23 protein-coding genes and 1 pseudogene are annotated in these 23,851 nt (G+C 64.8%); 3 read left to right on the forward strand and 21 right to left on the reverse strand.

The features are described 5' to 3' along the window. The first annotated feature begins 91 nt into the window (after positions 1-91). Positions 92-1,159, forward strand: a complete 1,068-nt coding sequence (locus PWP93_RS05680; protein ID WP_421043771.1) for a glycosyltransferase family 4 protein — start codon at positions 92-94, stop codon at positions 1,157-1,159. Between the two features lie 83 nt (positions 1,160-1,242). Here the strand turns inward: PWP93_RS05680 and PWP93_RS05685 are convergent, their stop codons facing one another. The 3 genes from PWP93_RS05685 to PWP93_RS05695 all read right to left on the reverse strand — a co-directional run bounded on the left by PWP93_RS05685 (position 1,243) and on the right by PWP93_RS05695 (position 3,063). Continuing rightward, positions 1,243-1,830, reverse strand: coding sequence for a YSC84-related protein (locus tag PWP93_RS05685; protein ID WP_421023989.1), 588 nt, complete (start codon positions 1,828-1,830; stop codon positions 1,243-1,245). Positions 1,831-1,977: 147 nt separating this feature from the next. Further along, a complete protein-coding gene (locus PWP93_RS05690; protein WP_421043772.1) occupies positions 1,978-2,424 on the reverse strand; it encodes a hypothetical protein in 447 nt (148 codons plus the stop codon). Positions 2,425-2,733: 309 nt separating this feature from the next. Next, positions 2,734-3,063 carry a PsiF family protein gene (locus PWP93_RS05695; RefSeq protein ID WP_421023987.1) on the reverse strand — a complete coding sequence of 110 codons (330 nt, stop codon included), beginning with the start codon at positions 3,061-3,063 and terminating at the stop codon, positions 2,734-2,736. A gap of 190 nt (positions 3,064-3,253) precedes the next feature. Here PWP93_RS05695 and PWP93_RS05700 point away from each other — a divergent pair, with 190 nt between their 5' ends. Then, positions 3,254-3,550, forward strand: a complete 297-nt coding sequence (locus PWP93_RS05700) for a YciI-like protein (protein ID WP_421043773.1) — start codon at positions 3,254-3,256, stop codon at positions 3,548-3,550. A gap of 27 nt (positions 3,551-3,577) precedes the next feature. Here PWP93_RS05700 and PWP93_RS05705 read toward each other — a convergent pair whose 3' ends face one another. After that, the gene (locus PWP93_RS05705; protein ID WP_421043774.1) at positions 3,578-4,225 is read right to left on the reverse strand and encodes a phosphoribosyltransferase; all 648 of its coding nucleotides are present in this window, start codon (positions 4,223-4,225) and stop codon (positions 3,578-3,580) included. 593 nt (positions 4,226-4,818) lie between these two features. Further along, positions 4,819-5,937, reverse strand: a complete 1,119-nt coding sequence (locus tag PWP93_RS05710) for an asparaginase (RefSeq protein WP_421043775.1) — start codon at positions 5,935-5,937, stop codon at positions 4,819-4,821. A 401-nt stretch (positions 5,938-6,338) separates the two neighbouring features. Here PWP93_RS05710 and PWP93_RS05715 point away from each other — a divergent pair, with 401 nt between their 5' ends. Next, positions 6,339-6,656, forward strand: a complete 318-nt coding sequence (locus PWP93_RS05715; protein ID WP_421023982.1) for a YnfA family protein — start codon at positions 6,339-6,341, stop codon at positions 6,654-6,656. A 19-nt stretch (positions 6,657-6,675) separates the two neighbouring features. Here the strand turns inward: PWP93_RS05715 and PWP93_RS05720 are convergent, their stop codons facing one another. The 16 genes and pseudogenes from PWP93_RS05720 to PWP93_RS05795 all read right to left on the reverse strand — a co-directional run bounded on the left by PWP93_RS05720 (position 6,676) and on the right by PWP93_RS05795 (position 23,832). Then, complete coding sequence (locus PWP93_RS05720; protein ID WP_421043776.1) at positions 6,676-7,146, reverse strand: thioesterase family protein; 471 nt, start codon at positions 7,144-7,146, stop codon at positions 6,676-6,678. Between the two features lie 124 nt (positions 7,147-7,270). After that, complete coding sequence (locus PWP93_RS05725) at positions 7,271-7,579, reverse strand: hypothetical protein (protein ID WP_213295559.1); 309 nt, start codon at positions 7,577-7,579, stop codon at positions 7,271-7,273. 164 nt (positions 7,580-7,743) lie between these two features. Beyond that, the gene (locus PWP93_RS05730; RefSeq protein WP_421043777.1) at positions 7,744-8,568 is read right to left on the reverse strand and encodes an SDR family NAD(P)-dependent oxidoreductase; all 825 of its coding nucleotides are present in this window, start codon (positions 8,566-8,568) and stop codon (positions 7,744-7,746) included. Between the two features lie 35 nt (positions 8,569-8,603). After that, positions 8,604-9,020, reverse strand: coding sequence for a MaoC family dehydratase (locus PWP93_RS05735; protein WP_421043778.1), 417 nt, complete (start codon positions 9,018-9,020; stop codon positions 8,604-8,606). A 12-nt stretch (positions 9,021-9,032) separates the two neighbouring features. Continuing rightward, the gene (locus tag PWP93_RS05740; protein ID WP_421043779.1) at positions 9,033-9,473 is read right to left on the reverse strand and encodes a MaoC family dehydratase N-terminal domain-containing protein; all 441 of its coding nucleotides are present in this window, start codon (positions 9,471-9,473) and stop codon (positions 9,033-9,035) included. A 36-nt stretch (positions 9,474-9,509) separates the two neighbouring features. Beyond that, a complete protein-coding gene (locus tag PWP93_RS05745) occupies positions 9,510-10,697 on the reverse strand; it encodes a lipid-transfer protein (protein ID WP_421043780.1) in 1,188 nt (395 codons plus the stop codon). Positions 10,698-10,726: 29 nt separating this feature from the next. Next, positions 10,727-11,866 (reverse strand): acyl-CoA dehydrogenase family protein, encoded by a 1,140-nt coding sequence (locus PWP93_RS05750; protein ID WP_421043781.1) that lies wholly within the window; start codon positions 11,864-11,866, stop codon positions 10,727-10,729. Between the two features lie 40 nt (positions 11,867-11,906). Further along, positions 11,907-13,787: a feruloyl-CoA synthase gene (locus tag PWP93_RS05755; RefSeq protein ID WP_421043782.1), complete on the reverse strand. Its 1,881-nt coding sequence runs from the start codon at positions 13,785-13,787 to the stop codon at positions 11,907-11,909. Between the two features lie 153 nt (positions 13,788-13,940). Continuing rightward, complete coding sequence (locus PWP93_RS05760; protein ID WP_421043783.1) at positions 13,941-16,766, reverse strand: LuxR C-terminal-related transcriptional regulator; 2,826 nt, start codon at positions 16,764-16,766, stop codon at positions 13,941-13,943. Between the two features lie 122 nt (positions 16,767-16,888). Next, positions 16,889-17,503: a DUF2889 domain-containing protein gene (locus PWP93_RS05765; RefSeq protein ID WP_421043784.1), complete on the reverse strand. Its 615-nt coding sequence runs from the start codon at positions 17,501-17,503 to the stop codon at positions 16,889-16,891. A gap of 189 nt (positions 17,504-17,692) precedes the next feature. Beyond that, positions 17,693-19,114 (reverse strand): aldehyde dehydrogenase family protein, encoded by a 1,422-nt coding sequence (locus PWP93_RS05770; RefSeq protein ID WP_421043785.1) that lies wholly within the window; start codon positions 19,112-19,114, stop codon positions 17,693-17,695. 48 nt (positions 19,115-19,162) lie between these two features. Continuing rightward, positions 19,163-20,065 (reverse strand): TauD/TfdA dioxygenase family protein, encoded by a 903-nt coding sequence (locus tag PWP93_RS05775; protein WP_421043786.1) that lies wholly within the window; start codon positions 20,063-20,065, stop codon positions 19,163-19,165. 128 nt (positions 20,066-20,193) lie between these two features. Further along, on the reverse strand, positions 20,194-21,498 hold the full coding sequence (locus PWP93_RS05780; protein ID WP_421043787.1) for an MFS transporter: 1,305 nt from the start codon (positions 21,496-21,498) through the stop codon (positions 20,194-20,196). Between the two features lie 427 nt (positions 21,499-21,925). Further along, positions 21,926-22,129: pseudogene (locus tag PWP93_RS05785) on the reverse strand (helix-turn-helix domain-containing protein); the annotation flags it as partial. Between the two features lie 194 nt (positions 22,130-22,323). Continuing rightward, complete coding sequence (locus tag PWP93_RS05790; protein WP_421023968.1) at positions 22,324-22,764, reverse strand: Fur family transcriptional regulator; 441 nt, start codon at positions 22,762-22,764, stop codon at positions 22,324-22,326. A gap of 180 nt (positions 22,765-22,944) precedes the next feature. Next, a complete protein-coding gene (locus tag PWP93_RS05795) occupies positions 22,945-23,832 on the reverse strand; it encodes a DUF2092 domain-containing protein (protein ID WP_421043788.1) in 888 nt (295 codons plus the stop codon). Positions 23,833-23,851 lie beyond the last annotated feature (19 nt).

The following is a 23,851-nucleotide window of genomic DNA, read 5'->3' on the forward strand; positions in this document are numbered from 1 at the left end:
CACGATTGCAATACTGGGCTTCCTTTAAAATGGCTCGAACCACCTGGCGGAATTTCCCGCGTGCGTGCGCGGAACACGAAGGAGACACTCAATGAGAATTGCGCAGATCGCCCCGCTGACCGAATCGGTGCCACCGAAGCTCTACGGCGGCACCGAGCGCGCCGTGTCGTACATCACCGAGGCGCTGGTCGAGCTCGGTCACGACGTGACGCTGTTCGCAAGCGGCGATTCGCAAACGCGTGCGAAGCTCGAACCCGTGTGGCCGCGCGCGCTGCGCCTCGACCCCGGCATTCGCGACCGTATTGCGCCGCACATGCTGCTCATGGAAATGGTGCGCCGCCAGGCCGACCAGTTCGACGTGCTGCATTTCCATATGGATTACTACTCGTTCTCGGTGTTCAAGCGCCAGGAAACGCCGTTCGTGACCACGCTGCACGGCCGTCTGGACTTGCCCGAGCAGCAACCGGTGTTCGACACGTTCAACACGGCGCCGGTCATCTCGATCTCGACCGCGCAGCGCCAACCGATGCCGCAGGCTAAATGGCTCCGGACGGTCTATCACGGCCTGCCCGAGGCGCTGTATACGCCGCAGCCCGTCGAGCCGCGCTATCTCGCGTTTCTCGGCCGCATCTCGCCCGAGAAGAGAGTGGACACGGCGATTCGCATTGCCCAGCGCTGCGGCTTGCCGATCCGCATCGCCGCCAAAGTCGACGAGGCCGATCGCGAGTATTTCGAACGCGAGATCAAGCCACTCTTCGCACTCCCGAATGTGGAATTCGTGGGCGAGATCAACGACAGCCAGAAGGCCGAGTTCCTCTCCGGTGCGCATGCGCTGCTGTTCCCGATCGACTGGCCCGAGCCGTTCGGGCTGGTGATGATCGAGGCGATGGCGTGCGGCACGCCCGTGATCGCGTTCAATCGCGGCTCGGTGCCGGAAGTGGTGGATGAGGGCGTTTCGGGATTTATCGTCGAGGACGAAATTGGCGCCGTGGCGGCCGTGAACCGGCTTTCACGCGTGCCGCGCGCCGGTGTGCGGCAGCGCTTCGAAGAGCGCTTCACGTCACACCGCATGGCGCAGCAGTATGTCGAGGCGTATCAGGCGGTGATCCGCGCGAACAAGCGTTCGCGCTTCAAGGTGATCGACACGTCCACGAGCTGAGCGGCGGGGGGCCTTGTTTCGCACAGGCAGCGCCCGAGCGGAACAAGGCCCGGGCGCCCTGCATGCTCGTGAACGCGTGAACCTTACAGCTTCAGCGGGGAGATCTTGGTCGTGCCGAGCGAGAGGTCGCCGATCAGGCCGCTGTTGGTGAGCACGAAGACTTCCACGGGCTTGGTGGCCGTGGTGGTGTCGATCGTGCCGTTCGCGCCGACCTTCGCGATCGCGACCGAGGCGTCGCCGCCTGCCGACCAGCCGCTCGAATTGCGGAATTTGTCGAGTGCTTCCTGCGTCATGAACAGGTAGACGACCGACTTCGACTGCATGCCGAGCGTTGCGCCCACCGAGGCGCCCGTGGTGCTGTAGTAACCAACCGTGCTGCCGCCGACACGCAACGCGCCGTCGCCATGCTCGCCGCCAATGCCGATCCCTGCCTGAGTCACCTGCGGGAAGACCAGCACGCCGCGCGCCTTGCCTACGAGTTCGCGCGCGCCGGGCACGGTCTGATAGAGCCGCGACATCGTGCCGTCGACGCTTGCGTCGATCGACTGGCGTTTCGCATCATTGGTTTGTGCCGTCGGCGGCGTGTTGCCGGTGGTCGAGCAGCCTGCGAGCGCCGCGCTGGCAAGCGCGATTGCAACCGAAGCCTTAAGGATGAAACGGCGTCCTTGCATGTTGTTCTCCGTTCTGTGTTCCGGGATATCCGAAATAGCCTTAAGCCGTGCCGTCATGGCGTTTTGCCAATGAAGGAATCAGCTTTCGCTCTTATAACACAGGGTCCGGATTTGCCCGTTCAAGACCGTGCATCGGCAAGACGCGCATCAGTGTTCCGCCACGGGCTTCGCAGCGGGAGGGCGTCGCAGCGCGCGGCGCACGGCGCCCAGGACGATGCCGATGGCGAGCAGGGTTGCAGCCGGCACGACCCAGTAGCCAACGAATGCGTGCCACAGATAGCTCACGAGTGTGGCGCGCCGCGTGGCGTATTCGTCGAGCGCAGCCTGGTGAGCCGCGGCGTTTTCCGCGAGCACGGCGGCAGGGCAGCCCAGCGCGCGTGCCCGTTCAGGCGTCCCCTGGCAATGCAACGGCGCGCCGACGGCCCGTTCGGCGTCGGTGAAAGTCCAGCTGGCGAGGGCGCGCTGCAGATCCGCGCGGTTGTAGGCCATCTCGTCCTGGGCCTCGCGCACCGCAATGATCATCACCGGCACGAGCCAGAAAACGATCACCACCAGCCAGCGGCGAAACCAGCGATTCTTGTGCTTCCATGCCATCCGCGCCTCCGTACGATGCGACAGGCATCACTCCGGCTCCAACCTTCGTTCGGCGGCCCGATGGCGTCTGTGCGATTGCGTATCAGGGAAAGGGCGCCGCTGCAGCCATCATAGAAGAAAAATCGCGCGCGGGCGCAACGCCGAAGCGCGCGGGATGCAAGTGGACGGCCTGCCAGGCTAGGTGCGCCGCACCATGAAAAACGACGCGCCGCAGCATGAGCTACGGCGCGTCGTGAAAGCGATCGTTCTGCGGTGGTGCGGTGGCAGGGCAAACCCGATGCTTCGATCAAGCTTCGGCCGCCTGGCGGATCAGCTCTTGGTCGTGAGGCACTGCTTCATGAAGGCCTTGCGGTCGTCGCCTTTCTTGTCGCCGGCCTGCGTGTTGCATGCCTTCATGCGCTCCTGCTGCGACATGGTGGGGGACACGCCGGCCGCGGAAAGGCATTGCTTCATGAAGGCCTTGCGCTCGTCACCCTTCTTGTCGCCGGCCTGCGCGTTGCAGGCCTTCATCTTGTTCTGCTGGCTATTCGGGCTAGCGGCTGCGGAAGCCGCTGCCGCGGGTGCGGCGGTCTGTGCGAACGCCGGTGCGGCCAGTGCGCCGCCCAACACGATTGCAGCAATGACGGATTGCATCTTCATCGTTCACTCCCATGGGATTTCGACGTTTGTCGTTAGTCGTGCGAGCAGGCGGCCCATCTGGTCCATCATTGCCTATCGCCGCAACCATTATGGCAAAGCCAACCTGAAAACGAACGGGGAGTGGGTTCGGTTGACGCATGCTCAGGCACAATGCGCTGTATGCACACCACAACGAGACCGGAGATCGACTATGCATTACCTCTTGATGTACGAACTCGTAGACGATTATCTCGAGCGGCGCGCCGAGCATCGCGATGCACACCTGGCGCTTGCTTGGGCGGCGGTGGAGCGCGGCGAGCTGCTGCTCGCGGGAGCGATTACCGAGCCCGTGGACGAGGCGTTGCTGCTCTTCCAGGGCGAGAGCCCGGCAGCCGCCGAAGCGTTCGCGCGCGCCGATCCCTATGTGAAGGCCGGCCTCGTCAAGGCGTGGCGCGTGCGGCCCTGGCAGACCGTAGTAGGAGAAAAAGCGGCTAATCCGGTGCGCTGAACGCGGGTACGCTGGGCGCTTCTATCGTTACGGCGTGGCCGCGCGGTCGAGCAAATCGCGTACCGTGTCGTCGTCGACCTGGTCGAAGTCGAAGTAGAACTGGCCCACGCTCATGAACGACGAGGGCGTCTGGACGCAGACGAAATCGTCGACTGCGCCGGCGAGCCGTGCGCGCGCACCGGCCGGTGCAACCGGCAACGCCGCGATGATGCGCGCCGGCCCGAGCGACGCGAGCGCCCGCGCGGCGGCCTTGAGCGACGCGCCCGTGGCCATGCCGTCGTCGACCAGCAGTGCCACGCGCCCGGCCACCGGCACAGCGGCGCGTGCACCGCGGTAACGCGCCTCGCGCCGGCCCAGCTCGATGCGGGCGAGCGAAAGTACACTCTGTAATTTCGCCTGGCTCACTCCGGCTTCGCGGATCAGCGCTTCATCGACGTATTGCGCACCATTCGACGAGATCGCGCCCATGGCGAGCTCCGGCTGCCACGGCGTGCCGAGCTTGCACACGGGCAGCACGTCGAGCGGCGCGCTCAGCGCCCCGGCCACTTCATACGCGACCGGCACGCCCCCGCGCGGCAGCGCGAGCACGACGATGTCGCGGCGCCCGGCGTAGGACGCGAGTTGCGCGGCGAGCATTTGCCCGGCCTCGCGGCGATCGGTGAAGGGACGTTCCATGAACGACTCCTGTGTCATGCAAAGTTGAAGCGGAACGGTTGTTTCAGTGTGCCACGCCCGGTCCTGGCGCGGGTGCCCGGGCGTCTTCGCGTGTGCCTGCCTGTGCCCGGTTCGCAGCCGGGACGCCTTCGGGACCGGGGCGGCGCAGAGCGTAACAAGGTGACGTGATTCCGCGCGTGGCGGCCGTGACCGCGCAACTGCGCGCGGACGGCGTACGCATTGGCTCGACCACGGGCTACACACGGGCCACACACGGGCCACACACGCGAGATCATCGACCAGATCGTGCCCGGCGCTGCCGAGCAGGGCTAGCCGCGGACAGCCCGAAGAATTCGCCCAGCGCCGCGATGCCGCCACGAAACGCCTGCGCGCTGCTGGTGAGCATCATGTGATCGACAGCGAAGCCGACCGCGGCTCGTGGTTACGGAAATCGAAATGCGGCTCGTGCGCGGCGAGCCCCCCTTAGTTGCATTGAATTGCGTTAAATTGCGCCGAGTTGTTCCGAGGTTCAGGCGCGGGCGGCTTGCCTCTGCCCGTTTGCTTCATCGTGAGCGCTTCATCGTTCCGAAGCATGCCTGATCATGCAACACCGCTCACCAGGTCGCTGCGAACGCCTTCTGCACCTGCGCGGGCGAGGTGATCCCGTTGGCGACCAGCAATTGCGTGAGCACGCGCGCCTTCTGCGGATTCAAGTCGAGCGAGACGACGAAACCGCTCGTGTCGTCATTCACTTCGACATTGCGGTTCACGAATCCCGACCCCACGCGCGATGCTCGCACCACCACGATTCCCTGCTTCGCGGCGCGCTGGAGCGCCTCGATCGCCGGCTTCGAGGTGTTGCCGTCGCCCACACCCGCCAGCACGATGCCCTTGGCCTTGTTGGCGATGGCGTTGTCGATCTGCACGCTATCCATATTCGCGTGCGCGTAGACGATTTCGACGCGCGGCAATTGCTCGCCCGAAGGCAGTGCATACTTGTGGCTGTCGGGTTGGACCGCGGACGCCAGGAAGCGCACGCTTGCGGGATCGACATAGCCGATCGGCCCGCTGTTCGGCGAAACGAACGTTTGCACGCTCGTGGTGTTGGTCTTGGTGGTTGCGCGCGCCGACTGGATCGTGTCGTTGAGCACCACCATCACGCCGCGCCCGCGCGCTGCGGGGCTGGCAGCCACTTCGACGGCTTCGTACAGGTTGCTCGGGCCGTCAGCGCTCGTGGCCGTGGAGGGGCGCATGGAGCCCACCAGCACGACGGGCTTGTCGGTGCGCAGCACGTTGTCGAGGAAGAAGGCCGTTTCTTCGAGCGTGTCCGTGCCGTGCGTGATGACGACCGCATCGGCTTCGTTGCGGTCGAGGATTTCCTGGATGCGCCGCGCGAGCGTGAACCAGACCTTGTCGTTCATGTCCTGCGAACCGATCGACGCAACCTGTTCGATGCTCAGGCGGGCAAGCTTTTCGATGCCGGGCACGGCCTGCACGAGTTGCTGCGCGCCCACCGCGCCCGCGTTATAGGCGTTGGCCGCGCGCGTGTCCGCCTGGCCCGCGATTGTGCCGCCCGTGGCGAGCACGGCCACGCGCGGCAACGCCGCCGACGCCGTGGTGGACGTGGCGGACACGGCGGCTTCGCCGGCGGCCAGAGCGACGCTTGCGGGCAGGACAGTGCCGACAAGCACGAGTGCGGCGGCAAGGCATTTGGCGTGGATGGCGGTTGTCATGTTTTTTCCTTGGCGGTTAATAATCATTTTTAAAATGAAAATTTTGAAAATAATTATCTACCGATTATGGATAAATTCAATCCTGCGTTGAGAATTAATTGATTCATGTCGTGCGCATAATGCGCTCTGCATGTATGTTGAAAACCGGACCTCAACGATTGAGCCGATCTTTGGTACAATTGTTTGCAGTATTTTTATCGATGAATCAATGAATTCAGATAACCGAAATTGCAATAGCAATGCCTGTGCGGCACGTTCAATAATTTGAAATGAAGATATTCAATCTTCCAGGGCAAAAAATAATCGGCGGGCGGGGTCCACGCATTCCGTGCTTTTACTGTTTATTGGCCACGTGCGCTACCATGAGCCCCCACGACTCTCGCGCAGTACTTGTGCCATCCATGAAGACGTTCCTGCTGTTCATTGCCACCGCGCTTGCCGAAATCGTCGGCTGCTATCTGCCGTATCGCTGGCTGCGCGAGGGCGCGAGCGCCTGGCTGCTCGTGCCGGCCGCCGCATCGCTCGCGCTGTTCGCGTGGCTGCTCACGCTGCATCCGAGTGCGGCGGGGCGCACCTACGCCGCCTATGGCGGCGTCTACGTGTGCGTAGCGATGCTATGGCTGTGGGGCGTGGAAGCCATCCGGCCGAGCCCGTGGGATTACGCCGGGATGGCGCTTGCGCTGGCCGGCATGGCGCTCATTGCGTTTCAGCCGCGCTGAACCGGTATTCTGCGGGGAGTCAGTTCAGACGAAGTGCGGATTCGCTTCCGGCGAGCGAGTTGACGCCCGGGAATTTCGCGCGGAATGCCACCGGCATCGGCACGACTTTCTTCGCCTCGTAGTCGAAGAAAACAAACCCCGACTTGGCCATCGCAATGAGTGCGCCGTCCGAGGGGCGTGTGATGCGGAAAATGATGTCGCCGCCGTAGCGGTTGAAATCCATGATGCCGACCTCGAAGCACAACTGGTCGCGCGCATAGGCTTCGGCGCGATACGTGGTGGCGAGGTCGGTGACGATGATGCTGGTATGGACGTCTTTCATGTCCTCGATGCCGGCATCGAAGAGAAAACGTGCCCGTGCCTCGGAAATCATCGAGATCATCGAGTCGTTCGCGAGGTGGTTGGCCGAATTGATGTCGGTGACGCGCACCGTGAGGTGGGTCGAGTAGTAAAACTGGTCTTCGGGGAAATGGAGCTCGATGCGGGCCATGGCGCAATGCGTTGAATAGGGGCGTGGGGAGCACGGCGCCCGGCCGTCGGCCAGGCGCCGCTTGTGCGCCGGCAAGCGCACTCCGCTATTTTATCGGTTCGCACAGGCGCGCATGCGCGCCGGCCTAGATGCGCGGCAGATCATCCATCGACTTTTCGACGCTGCCGTCCGGGACCTCCATATCGATTCCGTCGATGCCGTTGGGGTGGGGAACCGCCTTGATCTTCGGCCCGAGGAATTTCATGCCGCCCAGCGTGAACACGGAATACACCACGGCGCCCGAGCGCAGGCCGTTCGCGACGTCGGCCACTTCCGAGATTTTGGGCGGCGAGAGCCAGTCATGGGAATGAGGGTCGATTGGCGCCCAGCGCACGTGCGTCACGCGGTCCGTTGAAGCGCTGATGCGCACGCCATCGACAGCATACGTAGCCATGGTCGTCTCCTTCGCCACCGAAATTCCTATGCTATTCCGTTCGGCAACGGCTGGAAAGCGGCGCGCGAGCGATGGCGCAAAATGCGAGGCCCCCTCAGGCGACGGACGCCGCCTGTGGGGCCGAACGGGCCCCGCGTGAGCCTTGCGTGCAGGCGAATCCGGACTTACTGCAGATTGCCGGCCACCGCGACGGTCTGACCCGTGATGTAGTTCGACTCGGGCGAGCAGAACAGATACACGCCGCCCGCGGCTTCCTCGGGCGTGCCTCCACGGCCCAGCGGGTTGCGCTGTGCGTGCGTCTTCAGCATTTCGGGGTTCAGCCCTACGCGGATGTCGCGTCCGTCGATCTTCACCGTCGCACCGGCCTTTGCGTCAGCGGACGTCATGCGCGTATGGATCAGGCCGAACGCCACCGCGTTGACGTTCACGTTGAAGCGACCCCATTCGCGCGCGAGCGCGCGCGTCATGCCGATCACGCCGGCCTTCGCGCCCGAGTAGTTCATCTGACCCGCGTTACCGTTGAGCGCCGACGTCGACGAGATATTGACGATCTTGCGATAGACCTCGCGGCCCTCCGCTACGTCCGCGGCGTGCAGCGCCTTGATGTGCGGGTAGGCGGCGCGCAGGATGCGAAACGGCGCGGTCATGTGGCAGTCGAGAATCGCATACCACTGCTCGTCGGTCATCTTCTGGATCACGTCGTCCCACGTGTAGCCCGCGTTGTTGACGACGATGTCGATGCCCTTGAAGGTGTTCATCGCGGTGCCGATGAAGCGCTCGGCGAAGTCTGGCGCGGACACGTTGCCCACGCAGGCCACCGCTTCGGCGCCCATCTTCTTGAGTGCTTCCACCGTTTCGTGCGCCGGATCGGCGTCGAGATCGTTCACGACGATGCGCGCTCCTTCGCTCGCGAGCTTTTCCACGATTGCGCGGCCGATGCCGCGGCCCGAACCGGTGACGAGCGCCACTTTGCCGTCGAGTTTGCCCATGCTGCTGTCTCCTTCAATAAGTTGATAGGTGTGTGTTAGAGCGCGACCACCGCGTCGCCGACGACGCGCGATTCGCCATACTGGTTGGCAGTCTGGATTTCGAGGCGCAGGCGTTTTTCGCCTTCGGCTTCGAACTTCTCGACCACGCGTCCCGTGCAGGCAATGCGGTGACCGAGGTGAGTAATGCCGACGAAGCGCACGCCGAACTGGCGCAACTGACGTTGATCTACCCACTTCGTGAGCAGGCGGCCGAGCCAGGCCATCGAGAGCATGCCGTGCGCGAACACGTCGGGCATTCCGGCGCGGCGTGCGTAGTCGATGTCGATATGCACGGCGTTGTGGTCGCCCGATGCGCCGGCGAAGAGTGCGAGCATCTTGCGGTCGACCGGCGCCAGGTCCAGCGGCGGCAGCGTATCGCCAACCTGGATTGCGTCGTAGTTGAGGTTGTTCATGCGTTGGCTTCCTTAACCGTTACGTTGCACGATCACGCTGCGCAGATCGGCCACGTGTTCGCCGCGCTGGTTCGTCACGCGCGTTTCGCGCACCACGAACTCCAGCAGGCCACCTTTCTTGTCGTAGATGTCCGCGATGTGCGACTCGAACAGCAGCACGTCGCCGGCGTAGGCAAGCCGGTGATAGGTGAAGTTCTGCTCGCCGTGCAGAATGCGCGGCAGTTCGATGCCGATCTCGTCGCGCCACGAAGCGTCTGGCTGTTCGAATTCGAGCGAGAACAGGAACGTGGGCGGTAGCGGCAGACCGGGATGGCCCGCATCGCGCGCGGCGGCTTCGTCGAAGTAGACCGGGTTCGTCTCGCCAATCGCCTTGGCGAAAAAGCGCAGGCGGCCTGCTTCAGCCACCGCGCGAAACGCCGGCAGTTTCTTGCCGATGAACTGCTTGTCGATCATGTCGGTTGCTCCGTGGTTATCTGGTCAATGACCCGTTCAAGCCGACTGGTAAACCGTCACCACACAAGCGCCGCCGAGACCCACGTTGTGCGCGAGCGCGACCTTCGCGCCCTCGACCTGGCGCTCTTGCGCCGTGCCGCGCAACTGCTGCGTGAGTTCGTAGCACTGCGCGAGACCGGTTGCACCTAGCGGGTGGCCCTTCGAGAGCAGACCGCCCGACGGATTCACGACCCACTTGCCGCCGTAGGTGTTGTCGCCGTCGTCGACGAGCTTTTCGGCTTCGCCTTCGCCGCACAGACCGAGTGCTTCATAGGTGATGAGCTCGTTCTGCGCAAAGCAGTCGTGCAGCTCGATCACGTCGAGGTCCTGCGGGCCCACGCCGGCCTGTTCGTACGCGCTCTTCGCAGCGGCCTGGGCCATGTCGAAACCCACCACGCGGATCATGTCCTTCGCGTCGTAGGTGCTGGGCGTGTCGGTGGTGAGCGCCTGGCCGGCAATGATCACGTCGGTGCGCAGGCCGCGCTTTTTCGCGAACGCTTCCGAAACGATCAGTGCCGCCGCCGCGCCGCAGGTGGGCGGGCAGGCCATCAGGCGCGTGAGCACGCCTTCCCAGAGCATGGGTGCGGCCATCACGTCCTCGGTCGTAACGACGTTTCGGAACACCGCGAGCGGGTTGCGCGCAGCATGGCGGCTCGCCTTCGCGCGAATGCTGGCGAAGGTCTCGAGCCTGGTGCCGTACTTCCTCATATGCGCCATACCGGCTCCGGCGAACTGGCGGATCGCGTTGCTGAGTCCGTCGAGTTTGCCGACCAGTTCGTCAACCACCACGTTCGCCCGTTCTAAGGCTGGAGCGCGATCGGTCCAGTTGGACTTGAGCGCGCCGGGCTGCATGAATTCGAACCCCACGGCAAGCGCGCAATCGACCGCGCCGCTCTGCACGGCCTGACGAGCGAGGAACAGCGCCGACGAACCGGTCGCACAGTTGTTGTTCACGTTGATGACGGGAATGCCGGTCATGCCCACGTGATAGAGTGCCTTCTGGCCGCACGTCGAGTCGCCGTAGACATAGCCGGCGTAAGCCTGCTGGACGTCAGCGTAGTCTAGCCCGGCATCAGCCAGCGCCTGGCGGATCGCCGTGGCACCCATCACGTCATAGGTTTCGCTCGTGCCCGGCTTCTTGAACGGGATCATGCCGACGCCGGCGACAAATGCTTTTTTCGTCATATCAGGACTCCTGTTTATCGAAAAGTTTTTTAAAGCTTGCGGGAGATGAGATCGCGCATCACTTCGCTCGTGCCGCCGTAGATGCGCGTGACGCGCGAGTCAGCGAAAGCGCGGGCCACCGGGTACTCGAGCATGTAGCCGTAGCCGCCGTGGAGCTGCACCATCTCGTCGAGCGCCTTGCCGAGCGATTCGGTGGCGAAAAGCTTGGCCACGGCCGCTTCTTCGAGCGTGAGGCGGCGGCGCACGTGCTCGGACAGATAGTGGTCCACCATCAGGCGCACGGCGATCGTCTGGGCCTTGATGTCAGCCAGCTTGAACTTGGTGTTCTGGAAGTCCCACACGGTCTGGTTGAACGCCTTGCGGTCCTTCACGTAGTTCAGCGTGTGCTCGAGGCAGGCCTCCAGCTTCGCAGCGGCACCGACTGCGATCGAAAGGCGTTCCTGTGGCAATTCCGCCATCAGGTAGGCGAAACCTTTGCCTTCTTCGCCGAGCAGGTTCGACACGGGCACGCGCACATTGTCGAAGAAGAGCTCGGCGGTGTCGCCGGCGTGCTGGCCCACTTTGTCGAGCTTGCGGCCACGGCGGAAGCCCGCGCGATCGGCTTCGACCACGACGAGGCTCACGCCTTTCGAGCCCGCCGCCGGGTCGGTCTTGCACACCACGATGATGAGGTCGGCGTTCAGGCCGTTGCTGATGAAGGTCTTGCTGCCGTTGATGACGTACTCGTCGCCGTCGCGGATCGCGGTGGTGCGCACGGCCTTCAGGTCGCTGCCCGTGCCGGGCTCGGTCATCGCGATCGCGAGGATGCACTCGCCCGAGCAGACTTTCGGCAGCCAGCGCTGCTTCTGCTCTTCCGAGCCGATGCGGGCGACGTAGGGGGCGATGATGTCCGAGTGGACCGAGAAGCCGAGGCCGCTCACGCCCGAACGGTTGACCTCTTCGTTGAACACGGCTGCGTGGCCGAAATCGCCGCCGCCACCGCCGTACTCGGTGGGAAGCGTGAGGCACAACAGACCCTCGCGGCCCGCCTTGAGCCAGGTTTCGCGGTCCACCTTGCCGGCTTTGTCCCATTCGGCCTGTTTCGGCAGGCATTCTTTTTCCAAAAAGCGGCGCGCGGTGGTGCGCAGCATTTCGTGATCATCACGGAAGAAGGTCCGGTTGATATGCATTTTGTTTTCCTAAGCTTGGGCGTTTGGTTCGAAGCGTATTTCAGCGTGCGCGCGCGATGTGCGCCGCGGGCTCGGTTACATAGAGTGCATCAACCAGATCGGCGCGGCGCGCCCGCGTGACGGCCTGGTTGACGTAGCCTTTCTCGGCAATTTCGTTGGCGTCCATCGAGGGTGGTTCGGCCATCAGCATGAGGCGATCGACCGAGAGGCTCGCGCCTTTCGCACCCTGACGGCGCAGCCTCTCGCCCAGTTCCGCGACAACGCGCGGATGCTGCACGAGGGCGGCGGCGTCGAGTCCCTCGAGCTCCGGCGCGAGACGCCGGCAAGCGGCCACGTTGGGCCACGCGAGCGCAGCCAGGTAGTCATGGTCGTGGCCGCAAATCACGGCGTCGGTGAGGAGCGGGGCGCAGCACTCGAGCAGCGCGAGCCGCACGGCGCCCGTGCGAACCCATGTGCCATTGGTGAGCTTGAAATCTTCCACGACGCGGCCCGCGAACAGCATGCCCTTCGAAGGATCCTCGGGGTCCGCAAGCCGCACGGCATCGCCGAGCCGGAAGAAGCCTTCTTCGTCGAATGCGGCTGCAGTTAGTTCGGGATGCTTGATATAGCCGCCGAACACGTTGGCGCCGCGCATGCGGATCTCGTAGCGGCCATCGCCGCCTTCGAGCGGTATCAGCTTCACTTCCGAACCGGGCACGGGCGTGCCGATGTTGCCGATGGTCTCGGTCGTCCAACCGCAATACGTTCCCATGCCGGACGTTTCCGTGCAGGCGAGGCCAGTCATGAAGGCGATGCGCTCTCCCGTGATCTCTTGCGCCACGCGTTGAATGCGCTGCCAGACGTCGGCAGGCAGGCTGGCGCCGCCATAGCCGAAGTAGTGGACTTTCGAGAACAGATTCGCCGCGAGCGCGTCATCGCGTTCGAGCTCGTTAGCGAGCACGGTCCACGCGGACGGCACGGTCGTGAAGATAGTGGGCGCCACTTCGCGCAGATTGCGCACGGTGCGCTCGACGAGGCCGGGCAGCGGACGCCCGTCGTCGATGTAATGGGTTGCGCCGAACTGGATCGAGCGGCCGAGATTGAGCACGCCGCCAAGACCGTGATGCCACGGCAGCCAGTCGAGAAATACGGGTTCGAGCTCGTTCAGGAATGCAAGGTTGTCGGAGAAGTAAGCGGCGACAGCCTTGAAATTGCCATAGGTGAGGTTCACGCCCTTCGGAATGCCGGTGGAGCCTGAAGTAAAGAGCACGCGCGCCGTTGCATCGGGCGAGATGGCCGAGTGGGCGGCGGTAACGGCGGCTTCGCGTGCGGGTGTCAGCTCGGTGGCCGCAAGCTTGGCCCAGTCGGCCTGCCCTGCACGCACGTTGCGCACGGCGATCACTGCGGCCCCCGTGTGCTCGAGGGCGGCGAGCGCGCGCTCGAGGGCGGTGCCGTCCTGCACGAAGAGCGCGGCCGGCGGCACCATGTCGATCACGCCGTTCAGGCGCGCAAAGTCCTTGCTGAGCGACGCGTAGGCGGGCGAAACCGGCGCTGTCGGGATGCCCGCGTACTCGGCCGCGAGCAATACCACGGCCTGTTCGATCGAGTTGCCTGATAGCAGCGTCAGCGGGCGAGTTTGGCCGAGCCCCATTTCGAGCAGCGCAGCCGCGACCGCACGCACTTGTTGCCACAGATCGCGCCAGCTCAAGCGGCGCCACTCGCCGGCGCTATCGCGCTCGGCGAAGGCCGTCATGTCGCCGCGCACGGCGGCCCAACGTTCGATGAAATCGGCAAAGCTGTTTTGGGTGATGGCGGGCGGCGGGTTGGCCGAACGGAGAACCAGGCTGCCGTCGCTGCGGCGTTCGACGAGGGTTTGCCGCGAGGGCAGCCGGACCGGGCGGAATGCGGCCGCCGGGGCAGAACTGGGCGTGAGCGTAGTCATTACGCCGTGTCTCCTGTTACGTTTTTTGGCTGTGTCGGGTTTGCGCCGCCGTGGCGAAGCGCAAACCCTGATACAGAGAATAGTCGGCCCCGGCGCCGGGCTGAACCACCCGCGACGGGTAGCGAGGAGGGGGAGTGGGGCGAAACGCCCGGGCTACTGGTCGAGATCGAGCCCGAGATCGCGCACGCGTGCGACGGCTTCGTCGCGGCTCGAAACGCCGAGCTTGCCGTAGATGTTCTTGAGGTGCCACTTGACCGTTTCCGGCGAGATGCCGAGGGTTCGGGCGATCTTCTTGTTAGGCAACGTCTGCGCGAGCAGGCTGATGACCTTGGCCTCGCGATCGCTGAGCGCTTCGGCGCCGCCAGGCAGCGCGCCACGTGCGCTGCTCGCCGTGGCCGGCGGCGCGGCGAGAACGCTCTCGGCCGCCTCGGCGCGGCGCAGCCGGTCGACATAGAACGCCAGCACCGCATCGTCCGGCTCGGCGCGCACGACCTGTTCCGCGAACGCGATCACATCGGGCGCGGCGTCGAGAATGCTGCGCACCAGCCCGATCCGGTGGCCGAGGCGCAGGCTGGCGAGCGCGCTCTGGTGCGCCGCATCGGTGCGTCCGCGCTTCAGGTCGACCAGCGCCGACTGCAGGCGCAGGCGGGCGACGTGATGCTGACGGCCCCGCTCGCCACATAGTGCGATGAGCGCCGGCAAGCGCAAGGCGGCGCTTTCGTAATCCTTGTGGGCGATGTTCCAGCTGACGTGCGCCTGCTCCGCGAGCGCTACGACGTCGCGGTGGGTGAGCGGGCGCGTGGGCGCGAGACTGGCCGCGATCATGTCGAGCCGCGCGAGACCGGCCTCGGCGTCGTCGAACCGGCCGGATTGGAGATGATACTGGACCTGGGCTGCGAGGCTGTGAGCCTGAAGCCGTGGCAGGCCTTGCCGCGTGGCGTACTCATCGAGCCGTTCGAGGTAGGCGAATGCGTCGAGGTGATGTCCTTCCGCCCAGTGCGCCGCCGCAAGCACGCTCAACACGCGCACGACCGAATCGGGGATGGACACCCGCTCGAGCACATCGACGCGATCTTCGAGCAGACGTCTCGCGCCGGCGATGTCGTTGAACTCGTACAGCGCCTCGCCAAGCAGCGCGGCCGCGAAGCAGGCCGGCTCCGCCGCGCCGCTGCCGCGCTGCTCGGCTTCGGCCAGCACGTCGCGGCTGATGCGCTCGACCTGCGTGAATTGCCCTTCGAGCGCATGGCTGAAGCCGGTCATGCAGCGACTATTGAGCACGCCTGCGGAGGTGCCGAGCAGCGGTGCGCCGGCGACGAGCACACGCGTCGGGTCCAGTTGCATCGCGCGCGCTTCTTCGTACTCGCCCGCGTGCATGTAGAGCCATGACAGCAGGATGGCGCGCGCGCCGACCGAGAAGCCGTCGGCATCCGCGGGCGCATTCAGGATCACGGGCAATTGCTCCATCGCCCGGTCGGGATCGTCGCGCTGCACCTCGACTGTGGCGCGCAACAGCGCCAGCCGGTAGCGCGTGCGTGCATCCCCGGCGGGGATGTCGGCTTCGAGCCGCGCGATGCTGTTCGCGCAGGCTTCGAAATCGCGCGCATATAGCTGCAGTTGCAGGCGCCACATGCGCAAGCCGATGCGGGCTTCGATCTCGACATGCGGCAGCAACTGCATGAGCGAGACCAGCTTGCGCAGATCGCCAGACACCTGCAAGCCGCGCGCCACTTCCAGAACGAGGTTCGCCGCGGCCGCCGATTCGCCGGCCTGCAGCGCATGCCGCACGGCCTCGTCGGGCAGGTCGTGGTCGCGGAACCAGCACCATGCCGCATGGTGCACCGAACGCTGCACCGCCTCGCTGCGAGCCCGGAAGCGGTCGAGCAGGGTCTCGCGAAAGAGCGGGTTGAGGCGGTACCAGGTTTCGTTACCCACGCGCTCGATCTGCGCGATGAACAAATTGTCGGTCTCGAGGCGTTCGAGCAGCGCGAGCAGCTCGCGAGGCGGCTGCTCCGCGCCGACCAGCGCCACGCACAGCGATGAGCACAACCGCGCGCACACCGAGGTGCGCACGAGCAGCTCCACCTCGTTCGCCGTGAGGTGGGACAGCACTTCGCGCTCGAAGTAGTCGCCGAGCGAGCGCGCATCGAGCAGGTGAGTGTGAGGAAGACGGCTGAGCGACTCCGCCGCGTTGCGCGCGCCGGAGGACGCGCGGTGCCGCTTCAGATGCATGGCAAAAAGCTGCAAGCCTGCGACCCAGCCGTCGGTGAGCTCGTGCATTTCGCGAGCATCGCGCTCGCTGACTTCGCCCAGTTGCGCGCGCAGGTATTGCGCAGATTCCTCGAACGTGAAGCGCAGGTCCCGCATGTCGAGTTCGAGCACGAGATCCTGATCGCGCAGGCGGCCGACCGAAACAGGAAAGGTGCCGCGCGAGACCAGCACGATATGCAGATTGGGCGGCGCGTAATCGAGCAGCCATTGCAGCGCCTTGTGGCTGCGCGGATTGGCGATATGCTGCAGATCGTCGACGACGAGGGTGAGGTCGCCGGAGCGTTCCGCGATGCCGCGCACCAGCGCGATCACGGTGCGCTCGACCGCTTCGTCGTCCACGCCGCGCCCGCCGAGGAGGGCCGCTTCGCGGCAGATGGCCGGGTCGATCTGCGCGAGGCTCGCGACGAGGTAGTCGATGAAGCTCGCCAGATCGTCGTCTTCGGGCGCGAGCGTGAGCCACGCGAGCTCGAAGCCGAGCGGCAGCAGCGCCTCGCGCCAGGCGACCAGCGTGCTGGTCTTGCCGCAGCCGGCAGGGCCTTGCAGCATGATGCAGCGCTTGCGCCGCGCCTCGATCAGCTGGGCGACAAGACGCTCGCGCGCGACGACGCGGGTTCGGTGACGCGGGGCCATGACACGGGATGCGGGGTTGGTGGGGAGGGTGGGGGCCTTGTCGGAGCGGCCCTCATCGGACGGAACTGAGGATTGCGGCATGTTCGCGTGCGCCTTTCTGTCGAGGCGCGGCTATTGCTGCGCGCGCCCAATGACGAAATGGATATTCGGCCATTGTAGCGTGCGAAGAATGCACGCGAAGCGCTCTGCCAGCGGTGCCGCGGCTAAGCCGGGCGTGCCTCCCCCTCGGCGTGCTCGTCGGCCGCGGTGGGAGCCGGCGAGGCTTGCTGGCTCCGGTTGCGGCGCGCGAGCCGGACGACTTCGCCGTCCGCGCGCCAGGCGTGGCAGGTGTCGAGCATGGGCAGCAGCGGCGCGCGGGCGTCGTCCACCATGGCCGCGTGCGTGCGCTCGCGCAGCTGCATGAGGGTCTGGAATGCCGTGGTGGCCATCGGGCCGAGCAGTTCGGTCAGGTGCGTGCAGCCCGCGCCGCCGCCGACCCGCGCTTTGACCTCCTTCATGAAGCCATTGCCGATGCGCACCCCGATCAGCTTTCCGTACGCGGCGTTGATATGGGTGCAATACGGCGTAGGCGCGGCGTGGGTGAGCGCGCGGGCATCGTGAATCACGAGATTGTTGTCGACGGTGATCCTGAGCCACATGTCATGAATCGGCTCGCCGGCAGGCACTTCCTTGAACAGCATGCTGGCGTGGTGCCCCTTGGTGTCCCGCATGCAGGCCTCGATATCGTAGAGGCCGTCTTCGCGTGCGTATCCTGTGCAGACGATCTGGCGCGTGTGCGCCAGCCTTCGTGCGGCGGTGGGGGCGGGATTCTCGGACATCGCGGCGGGCTCCTGACGAGCGCCCTCACGGGCGCGGTATCGCGATGATGGCTGGATACCCCGGGTGTTGTCCCTACCCGCGGCGGGTAGTCGCACCCTGGCCCCTCGCGCACGCGCAGGAGGCGAAGGCGGCAGACCATGCCGCTCGTGCCCTGAGGATGCCTTAATGATGCTCGCAGGGCGGCGGCCTTACATCGTCACCGACTTGCACTCGAGGAACTCAGCCAGCCCCTCGGCGCCGTATTCGCGCCCGTTGCCGGAGGTCTTGTAGCCGCCGAACGGTACCGTGACGTCGAGCATCGCGCCGTTGATGCGCACCGAGCCCACGCGCAGCCGTGCCGCGACCTTGCGGGCGCGCTCCGGATTGCCCGAAGCGATATAGCCCGCGAGACCGTAGATGCTGTCGTTGGCGATGCGGATGGCGTCTTCCTCGTCCTCGTAAGGCATCACGACCAGCACGGGACCGAAGATCTCCTCGCGCGCGATCGCCATGTCGTTATGCACGTCGGCGAAAATCGTCGGCTTCGCATAGAAGCCGCGCGTGAGCCCGTCGGGCCGGCCGGTTCCGCCCGCTGCCACGCGCGCGCCTGCCTCGATGCCGGCAGCGATCATGTGCTGGACCTTTTCGTACTGCGCACGATTGGAGATGGGGCCCATGCGCGTGGCGGGATCGGCGGGGTCTCCCACGGTCACCGCGTTCGCGGCGGCTGCCGCGATGGCGACCGCTTCCTCATAGCGCGAGCGCTGAACCAGCATGCGCGTGGGCGCAATGCAGGTCTGGCCGGAGTTCGCCATGCATTGTGCAACGCCGCTGGCGACCGCGCTTTGCAGATCCGCGTCGTCGAGTATCAGCAGGGCCGACTTGCCGCCCAGTTCCTGGGTCACGCGCTTCACGGTGGGCGCGGCGCTGATCGCCACCTCGACGCCAGCCCGCGTGGATCCCGTGATGGAGACCATGGCCACGTCCGGATGCGAGGACAGGCGCGTGCCCACGATGCGGCCTTCGCCGAACACCATGTTGAACACGCCCGCCGGCGTGCCGGCCTCGTGCATGATCTCGGCGAACAGCATCGCGTCGAACGGCGCGATCTCCGAGGGCTTGAGCACGACGGTGCAGCCCGCCGCCAGCGCTGGCGCGACCTTGGCCACGATCTGGTTCAGCGGCCAGTTCCACGGCGTAACGAGCGCCGCGACGCCGATCGGTTCCCGGCGCACATAGCTTTTGGCATGCGTGGTTTCGAACTCGAAGCGACGCAGCGTGTCGATGGCCGCCTGCAACTGCATGAGGCCGATCGGCGCCTGCAACGCATTGCACAGCATGACCGGCGCGCCGATTTCCTTGCGCACGGCCTCGGCGATCTCGGGCATGCGGCGCTGATAGATTCCGGCGATGCGCTGGAGCAGGGCAATCCGCTCCTCGCGGCTCGATTCGGACCACGAAGCAAACGCGTCACGCGCAGCGGCGACGGCGCGATCGGCGTCCTCTGCCGTGCCCATCGCGAGCTTGCCGGTGTGCTCCTCGCTGGTCGGGTCGACGATGTCGAAGAACGTGGCGCCGGTCGAGGGCTCGACCCACTCGCCGCCGATATAGAAACGGTTCAATGTTGTCATGACTTGCTCGTTGACGAAAATTGGCTCGATGTCGATGCTGTGGGCGGCTCAGAAAGGCCGGTCGCCGATCACCGTCGCGCGCATCATCTGGCGCACGGCGGGGAAGTAGTCCTGGATGGCGTAGTGCTGGCACGACCGATTGTCCCAGAACGCGATGGTGTTCGGCTGCCACTTCAGGCGCACCTGATACTCGGGCGCCTGCGCCTGGCGGAACAGGTACTGCAGCAGTTCCATCTCGGCGAGCTTGAAATCGAAGCCCACGCGGTAGCGCTCGACCGTCTTGTGGCCATAGTTGGCGATATGGGTCGTGAAGGCCTCGTTGACGTACAGAATCTTTTCGCCGGTTTCCGGATGGGTGCGCACGACGGGGTGTGTTGCCGGCGGAAAACGCTTCTTCATCGTCTCGTGCTGATCGTCGGGCACCACGATGCCGAACAGCGGCAGGAAGTCGTGCACCGCCTTCAGGTCGGCGATCAGCGCCTTGACGTCCTCGGGCAGGTTTTCATAAGCCGCGACCATGTTGATCCACAGGGTGTCGCCGCCCACCTCGGGGCATTGCACGCAGCGCAGCATCGAGCCCATCGACGGAATCTCGCGCCACGACACGTCCGAGTGATAGAGATTCTCGCGCCCGCGCTTCGCCTCGCCGCGACCCAGAATCGCGAGTTCGGGATGGTCGGGGTGATGCGGGAAAGTCGGGTGCAGTTCGAGCTCGCCAAAGCGGCGCGCAACGGCAACGTGCTGGGCCGGTGTGATGTCCTGGTCGCGGAAAAACAGCACCTTGTACTTGAGAAGCGCGCGGCGCAGGGCGAGGTAGGTCGCGTCGTCCAGCGGCTCGCGCAAGTCGATGTCGCCGATCTCAGCGCCGATGGTCGGGGTTTGACGAGTTACGGTGAGCGGCCAGCTTTCGCTTGAGGCTTCGGCGGCTGGGGTACCAACGGTTGCTTGCATGTCGAGTCTCCAGATTGGATGTTTGTGTTCGGCCGCTCATTGGCAGGTGCCGACCCGATGATAGTTGGATCGATTCAATGCCGGGATCATGCGTGACGTGCTCCGAAAAGTTGAGAATCGGCCGGACATCACGCGGCAAGCGGCGCCGCTTCGCGGTTGAGCGTGCGCAGCGAGCGCGCCGGATGCAGCCAGCGCAGCGCGACGAGCGCGGCCACGATCAGCAGGGCCGCGGTAACGAGGATGCCAAGCTCATAAGCATGACTGCCCGCGTTTGCGCGCGACTGGATGATGCGGCCCGCCACGGCCGGCCCCACGGCGGCACCGAGGCTCGATATGGCCGTGTTGATGGCGATGATCGAACCGCGCTGCGCGAATGGCACGATCTCGGCAAGAATGGCGGGCGCGAGCGTGAGGCACAACATGGGCAGCGCGCCGGCGATGGCATAGCAGAGCACCTTCTGAACCGGCGTCAACTCGATGGTCGCGAGCGCGACGAACAGCAGCGCGCCGCCGATCATGGTGGCGCAGGATAGCTGGACGCGTGCTTCGCGCGTGGTCGCGCCGTGCTTCACCATGGACTGTGACAGCGCGCTCAGCCCAACGGTCACGGGCGCAGCAAACGCAATGACAAGGGCAAACCAGCGGCCCGCGACGACGCCGCCGAAGCCGAGCCCTTTTTCCAGATACGTGGGCAACCAGGTAATGGTCTGGCCGAGCAGCCAGTAGGCCACGAAGCCGAGCAGGAATATGCACAGCACCGAGGTATCGGTGAGTATCCTGCGGTACGGCAGGCGCTCGGGCACCTGCTCAGCCGGGTCCGCCTGGGCCTGGGCGCCGCCAGGCCTTGCGCCGAGCAAGCCCTCGCGGCCAAAGCACAGCCACAGCGCACACCAGACGCAGCCGATCGCGGCAAGCACGAAGAAGTTGGCGCGCCAGCCCCAGCGAAGCGTGATGAGCGGTATGCCGACGCCGGCCAGGACCATGCCGATGACCGCGCCCTGATTGATGACGGCGACCGGAACACTGCGCTTGTGATCCGGAAACCACTTGAACAACGCGTGAACAGAGGTCGGAAACGAAGGGCCTTCAGCTGCGCCGAGCAGGACGCGGCAGACGAGCAGCGCAAACACGCTGTCCGTGAATGCCTGCGGCAACTGGAGGATCGACCAGCTCGCGCCCATGGCTAGCAGGATCCAGCGCGTCTCGATGCGATTCGAGAGGAAGCCGACGATGACGGTGGAGGTCGAGAATAGCCAGAAAAAGCTGCCGGCGACCAAGCCGAACTGGGCCGGTGAAAGATGCATGTCGGCCATGAGCGGCACGGCCACCATGCCAAGAACGATCTTGTCGAGGAAGTTGATCATGGCAAGCCAGGTGAGCAGTGCGGTGATCATCCAGGCTGGCTTGGGCTGGTAGGCAGAGGAAGCAGACATGTGCGCGGTCTCGTGGTTCGGCATGTGAGGCAAGGGTGGCCTGGGTGGCCAAGCGCGCGCCAGTGGCTGGGATAGCCGCGTGAAGGCGCATAGAAACAGCGAGGTGGAAAGAGGCCGAAAGCGCGCTAGCGGGGCCGGGCAATCATGGCCGCCATTGGTGTCTCCTTGTTTTTGGACTACGCGTGCCGAACGGCTTGCCGTCACGATTGCGTGTACCGGTTTGCAGGTTAGGGGGCACGCCGCGCGGGGCACCCCCCCGTGGTGGGGAGGACGCACCCGAAGCTCACGAAATCGCCAAAATAGCGGCATTTCTGCTTTCAGATGGTGCTGGTGACATCGCGGGGCAGAAAGACGTCCGCAGGCAATGCTCAGCAGTCGCGTAAAAGCCGCCACTCTCACGTTAGAGCGTGGGCTATGTAACCGCGAGCGAGGACGAGGCACGCTTGCCCGACACCAGTCCAGCGATGCCTGCGGCCCAGTAACGCAGCACCAGCCGCTCGATCTGGCGCACGCTCAGGCCCAGTCGCTCGGCCGCGCGACCTGGCTTCAGGCCCGAATCCACGACAGCCTGGATTACCTTCAAACGATCGAGTTCTCGCATGTTCAATGTCACCAGTGCGCTTCGGTGCATGGGCGGCTCCACAGTCTCGCAGGGAACCGGCAAGCTTACCGAGGTCGAAACGCGACATTTCTAAATGGCTAGAGCACGCCATTTCTATTTGGGACCTACACATAAAATATTGATAATTTGCATTATGTCAAATACAAAATTCACCGGCTTTCGCTTCCACCACCGCCTGGTTCCGTCCACGCATGCATCCCGCACTATTGCACGCGCCGATCCATCCCATGCAACGCGCCCGCACGCCGAACGGCCGAATCTGGCGAGGCCTCGCATTGCGCACAGCGCCCGAAGATCACAAGGCTTGCGCTTGCATACCGAAACTCGCGCGCGGCCGCAATGGCCTCGTGCTGCAACTCGAGCGCGTTGTCGTCGACATCACAAATCGTGCCGCAATCGCTGCAGACCAGATGCGAATGGCGCGTGCCGCGATTGAGTTCGTACACGACGCGCTGCTCGCCAATCCACGCGCTCGTGATCAGGCCCGCATCCAGCAATTGCGCCAGCGCACGATACACACTCGCGAGGCTGCATTGCTCGGTCTCCGGCGGCACGCGCCGAAAGACCTGGTCGGCGGTCATGTGCTCGCGCGGAAATTCGTGGAACAAATGCAGAACCGCGACGCGACTAGAGGTCGGACGCATACGGGCTCGCTTAAGATCGGCGTAAATCGCTTTCATTCCATCGGCACACTTTTTCAGACTTGGCCGATAGTCTCGTCGCCGGTAGCTTAAGAATTGCTTAAGTCACTTTTCGCCCCTCGAGTAATTAGGCCCGTGCCTGCGTTCCATGCGCACAGGTGTGAGGCTCGTGCTTCGGCTTCCTCATTCCGCCTCCCCGTAAGGTGAATGATCTGCGGGCTTAAGCTCGATCTGCCGCGCACCGGGGCCCGGATGGAACACGAACGTCGACGCCGCGAAGGCCGGATTGAGCCGCCAGTGGTACGTCACATCATGGCGCGGCCGCGCCGGCTGGGTCGTGTCGGTAACGATCATTTTGCACGGCAGCGGCCTGCGCCCCGTTTGTACCCACAGTTCCCAGTCCACGTCCGCTTCCCGGAATGCATAGTGCGTGCAGGTGCGCGCGTCGATCTTCTCGTCGCCAAGCGTTTGTGCCGATTGAATGGCGCTGTTGTCGGGCTTGCCGTTGCCCCAATAGAACAGATCGGCGAGCGGCGTTTCGATATGCCAGTTGGCGGCGAGGTCATGCACCAGAGCGTCGAGCGTGGGCGGAGCATCGTGCCGCGCGTAGTAGCCCTTTTTCTCGTTGAAGATCGTGAAGCGATGGCCGTCATAGACGATGCCGCGCACGTTGCCGTTACCTGTGATGTCCGCGCGCAGGCGATCGGGCCGTTTGACCTTGAGCACGGTGTGATGCAGGAACGCTACGTTTTGGCCGTTGTCGAGCACGACGTCGGTGGCCGTGTTCGCATTCACTTCGAAGGTGCGTAACGAGCGCAGATACCGGCCCATGGCATCCAGCTCACTCGTTGCGCGCGCATCGATTATTGCCGCACTGCTCTCGCCTGGCCCGCTACCGAGGTCATTGAGCGGCGATGGCACGTTCGATTGCACAGGCTCATGCTTGCTTGCCACTTTCTGGTGAGCGCAGCCGCCCAGCATGACTGCACCTATGAGCGCGAGGCAAATCGGGCTCACGAGCTGCACCGCGAAGGTTCGCGCAATGACTCCAGGGAAGACAATTTTGTTCACGTCGTCTCCTGACTGAAAG

Origin of the sequence: Paraburkholderia sp. A1RI-2L (assembly GCF_048957375.1) — a bacterium.
In the GTDB taxonomy this organism is placed as follows: domain Bacteria; phylum Pseudomonadota; class Gammaproteobacteria; order Burkholderiales; family Burkholderiaceae; genus Paraburkholderia.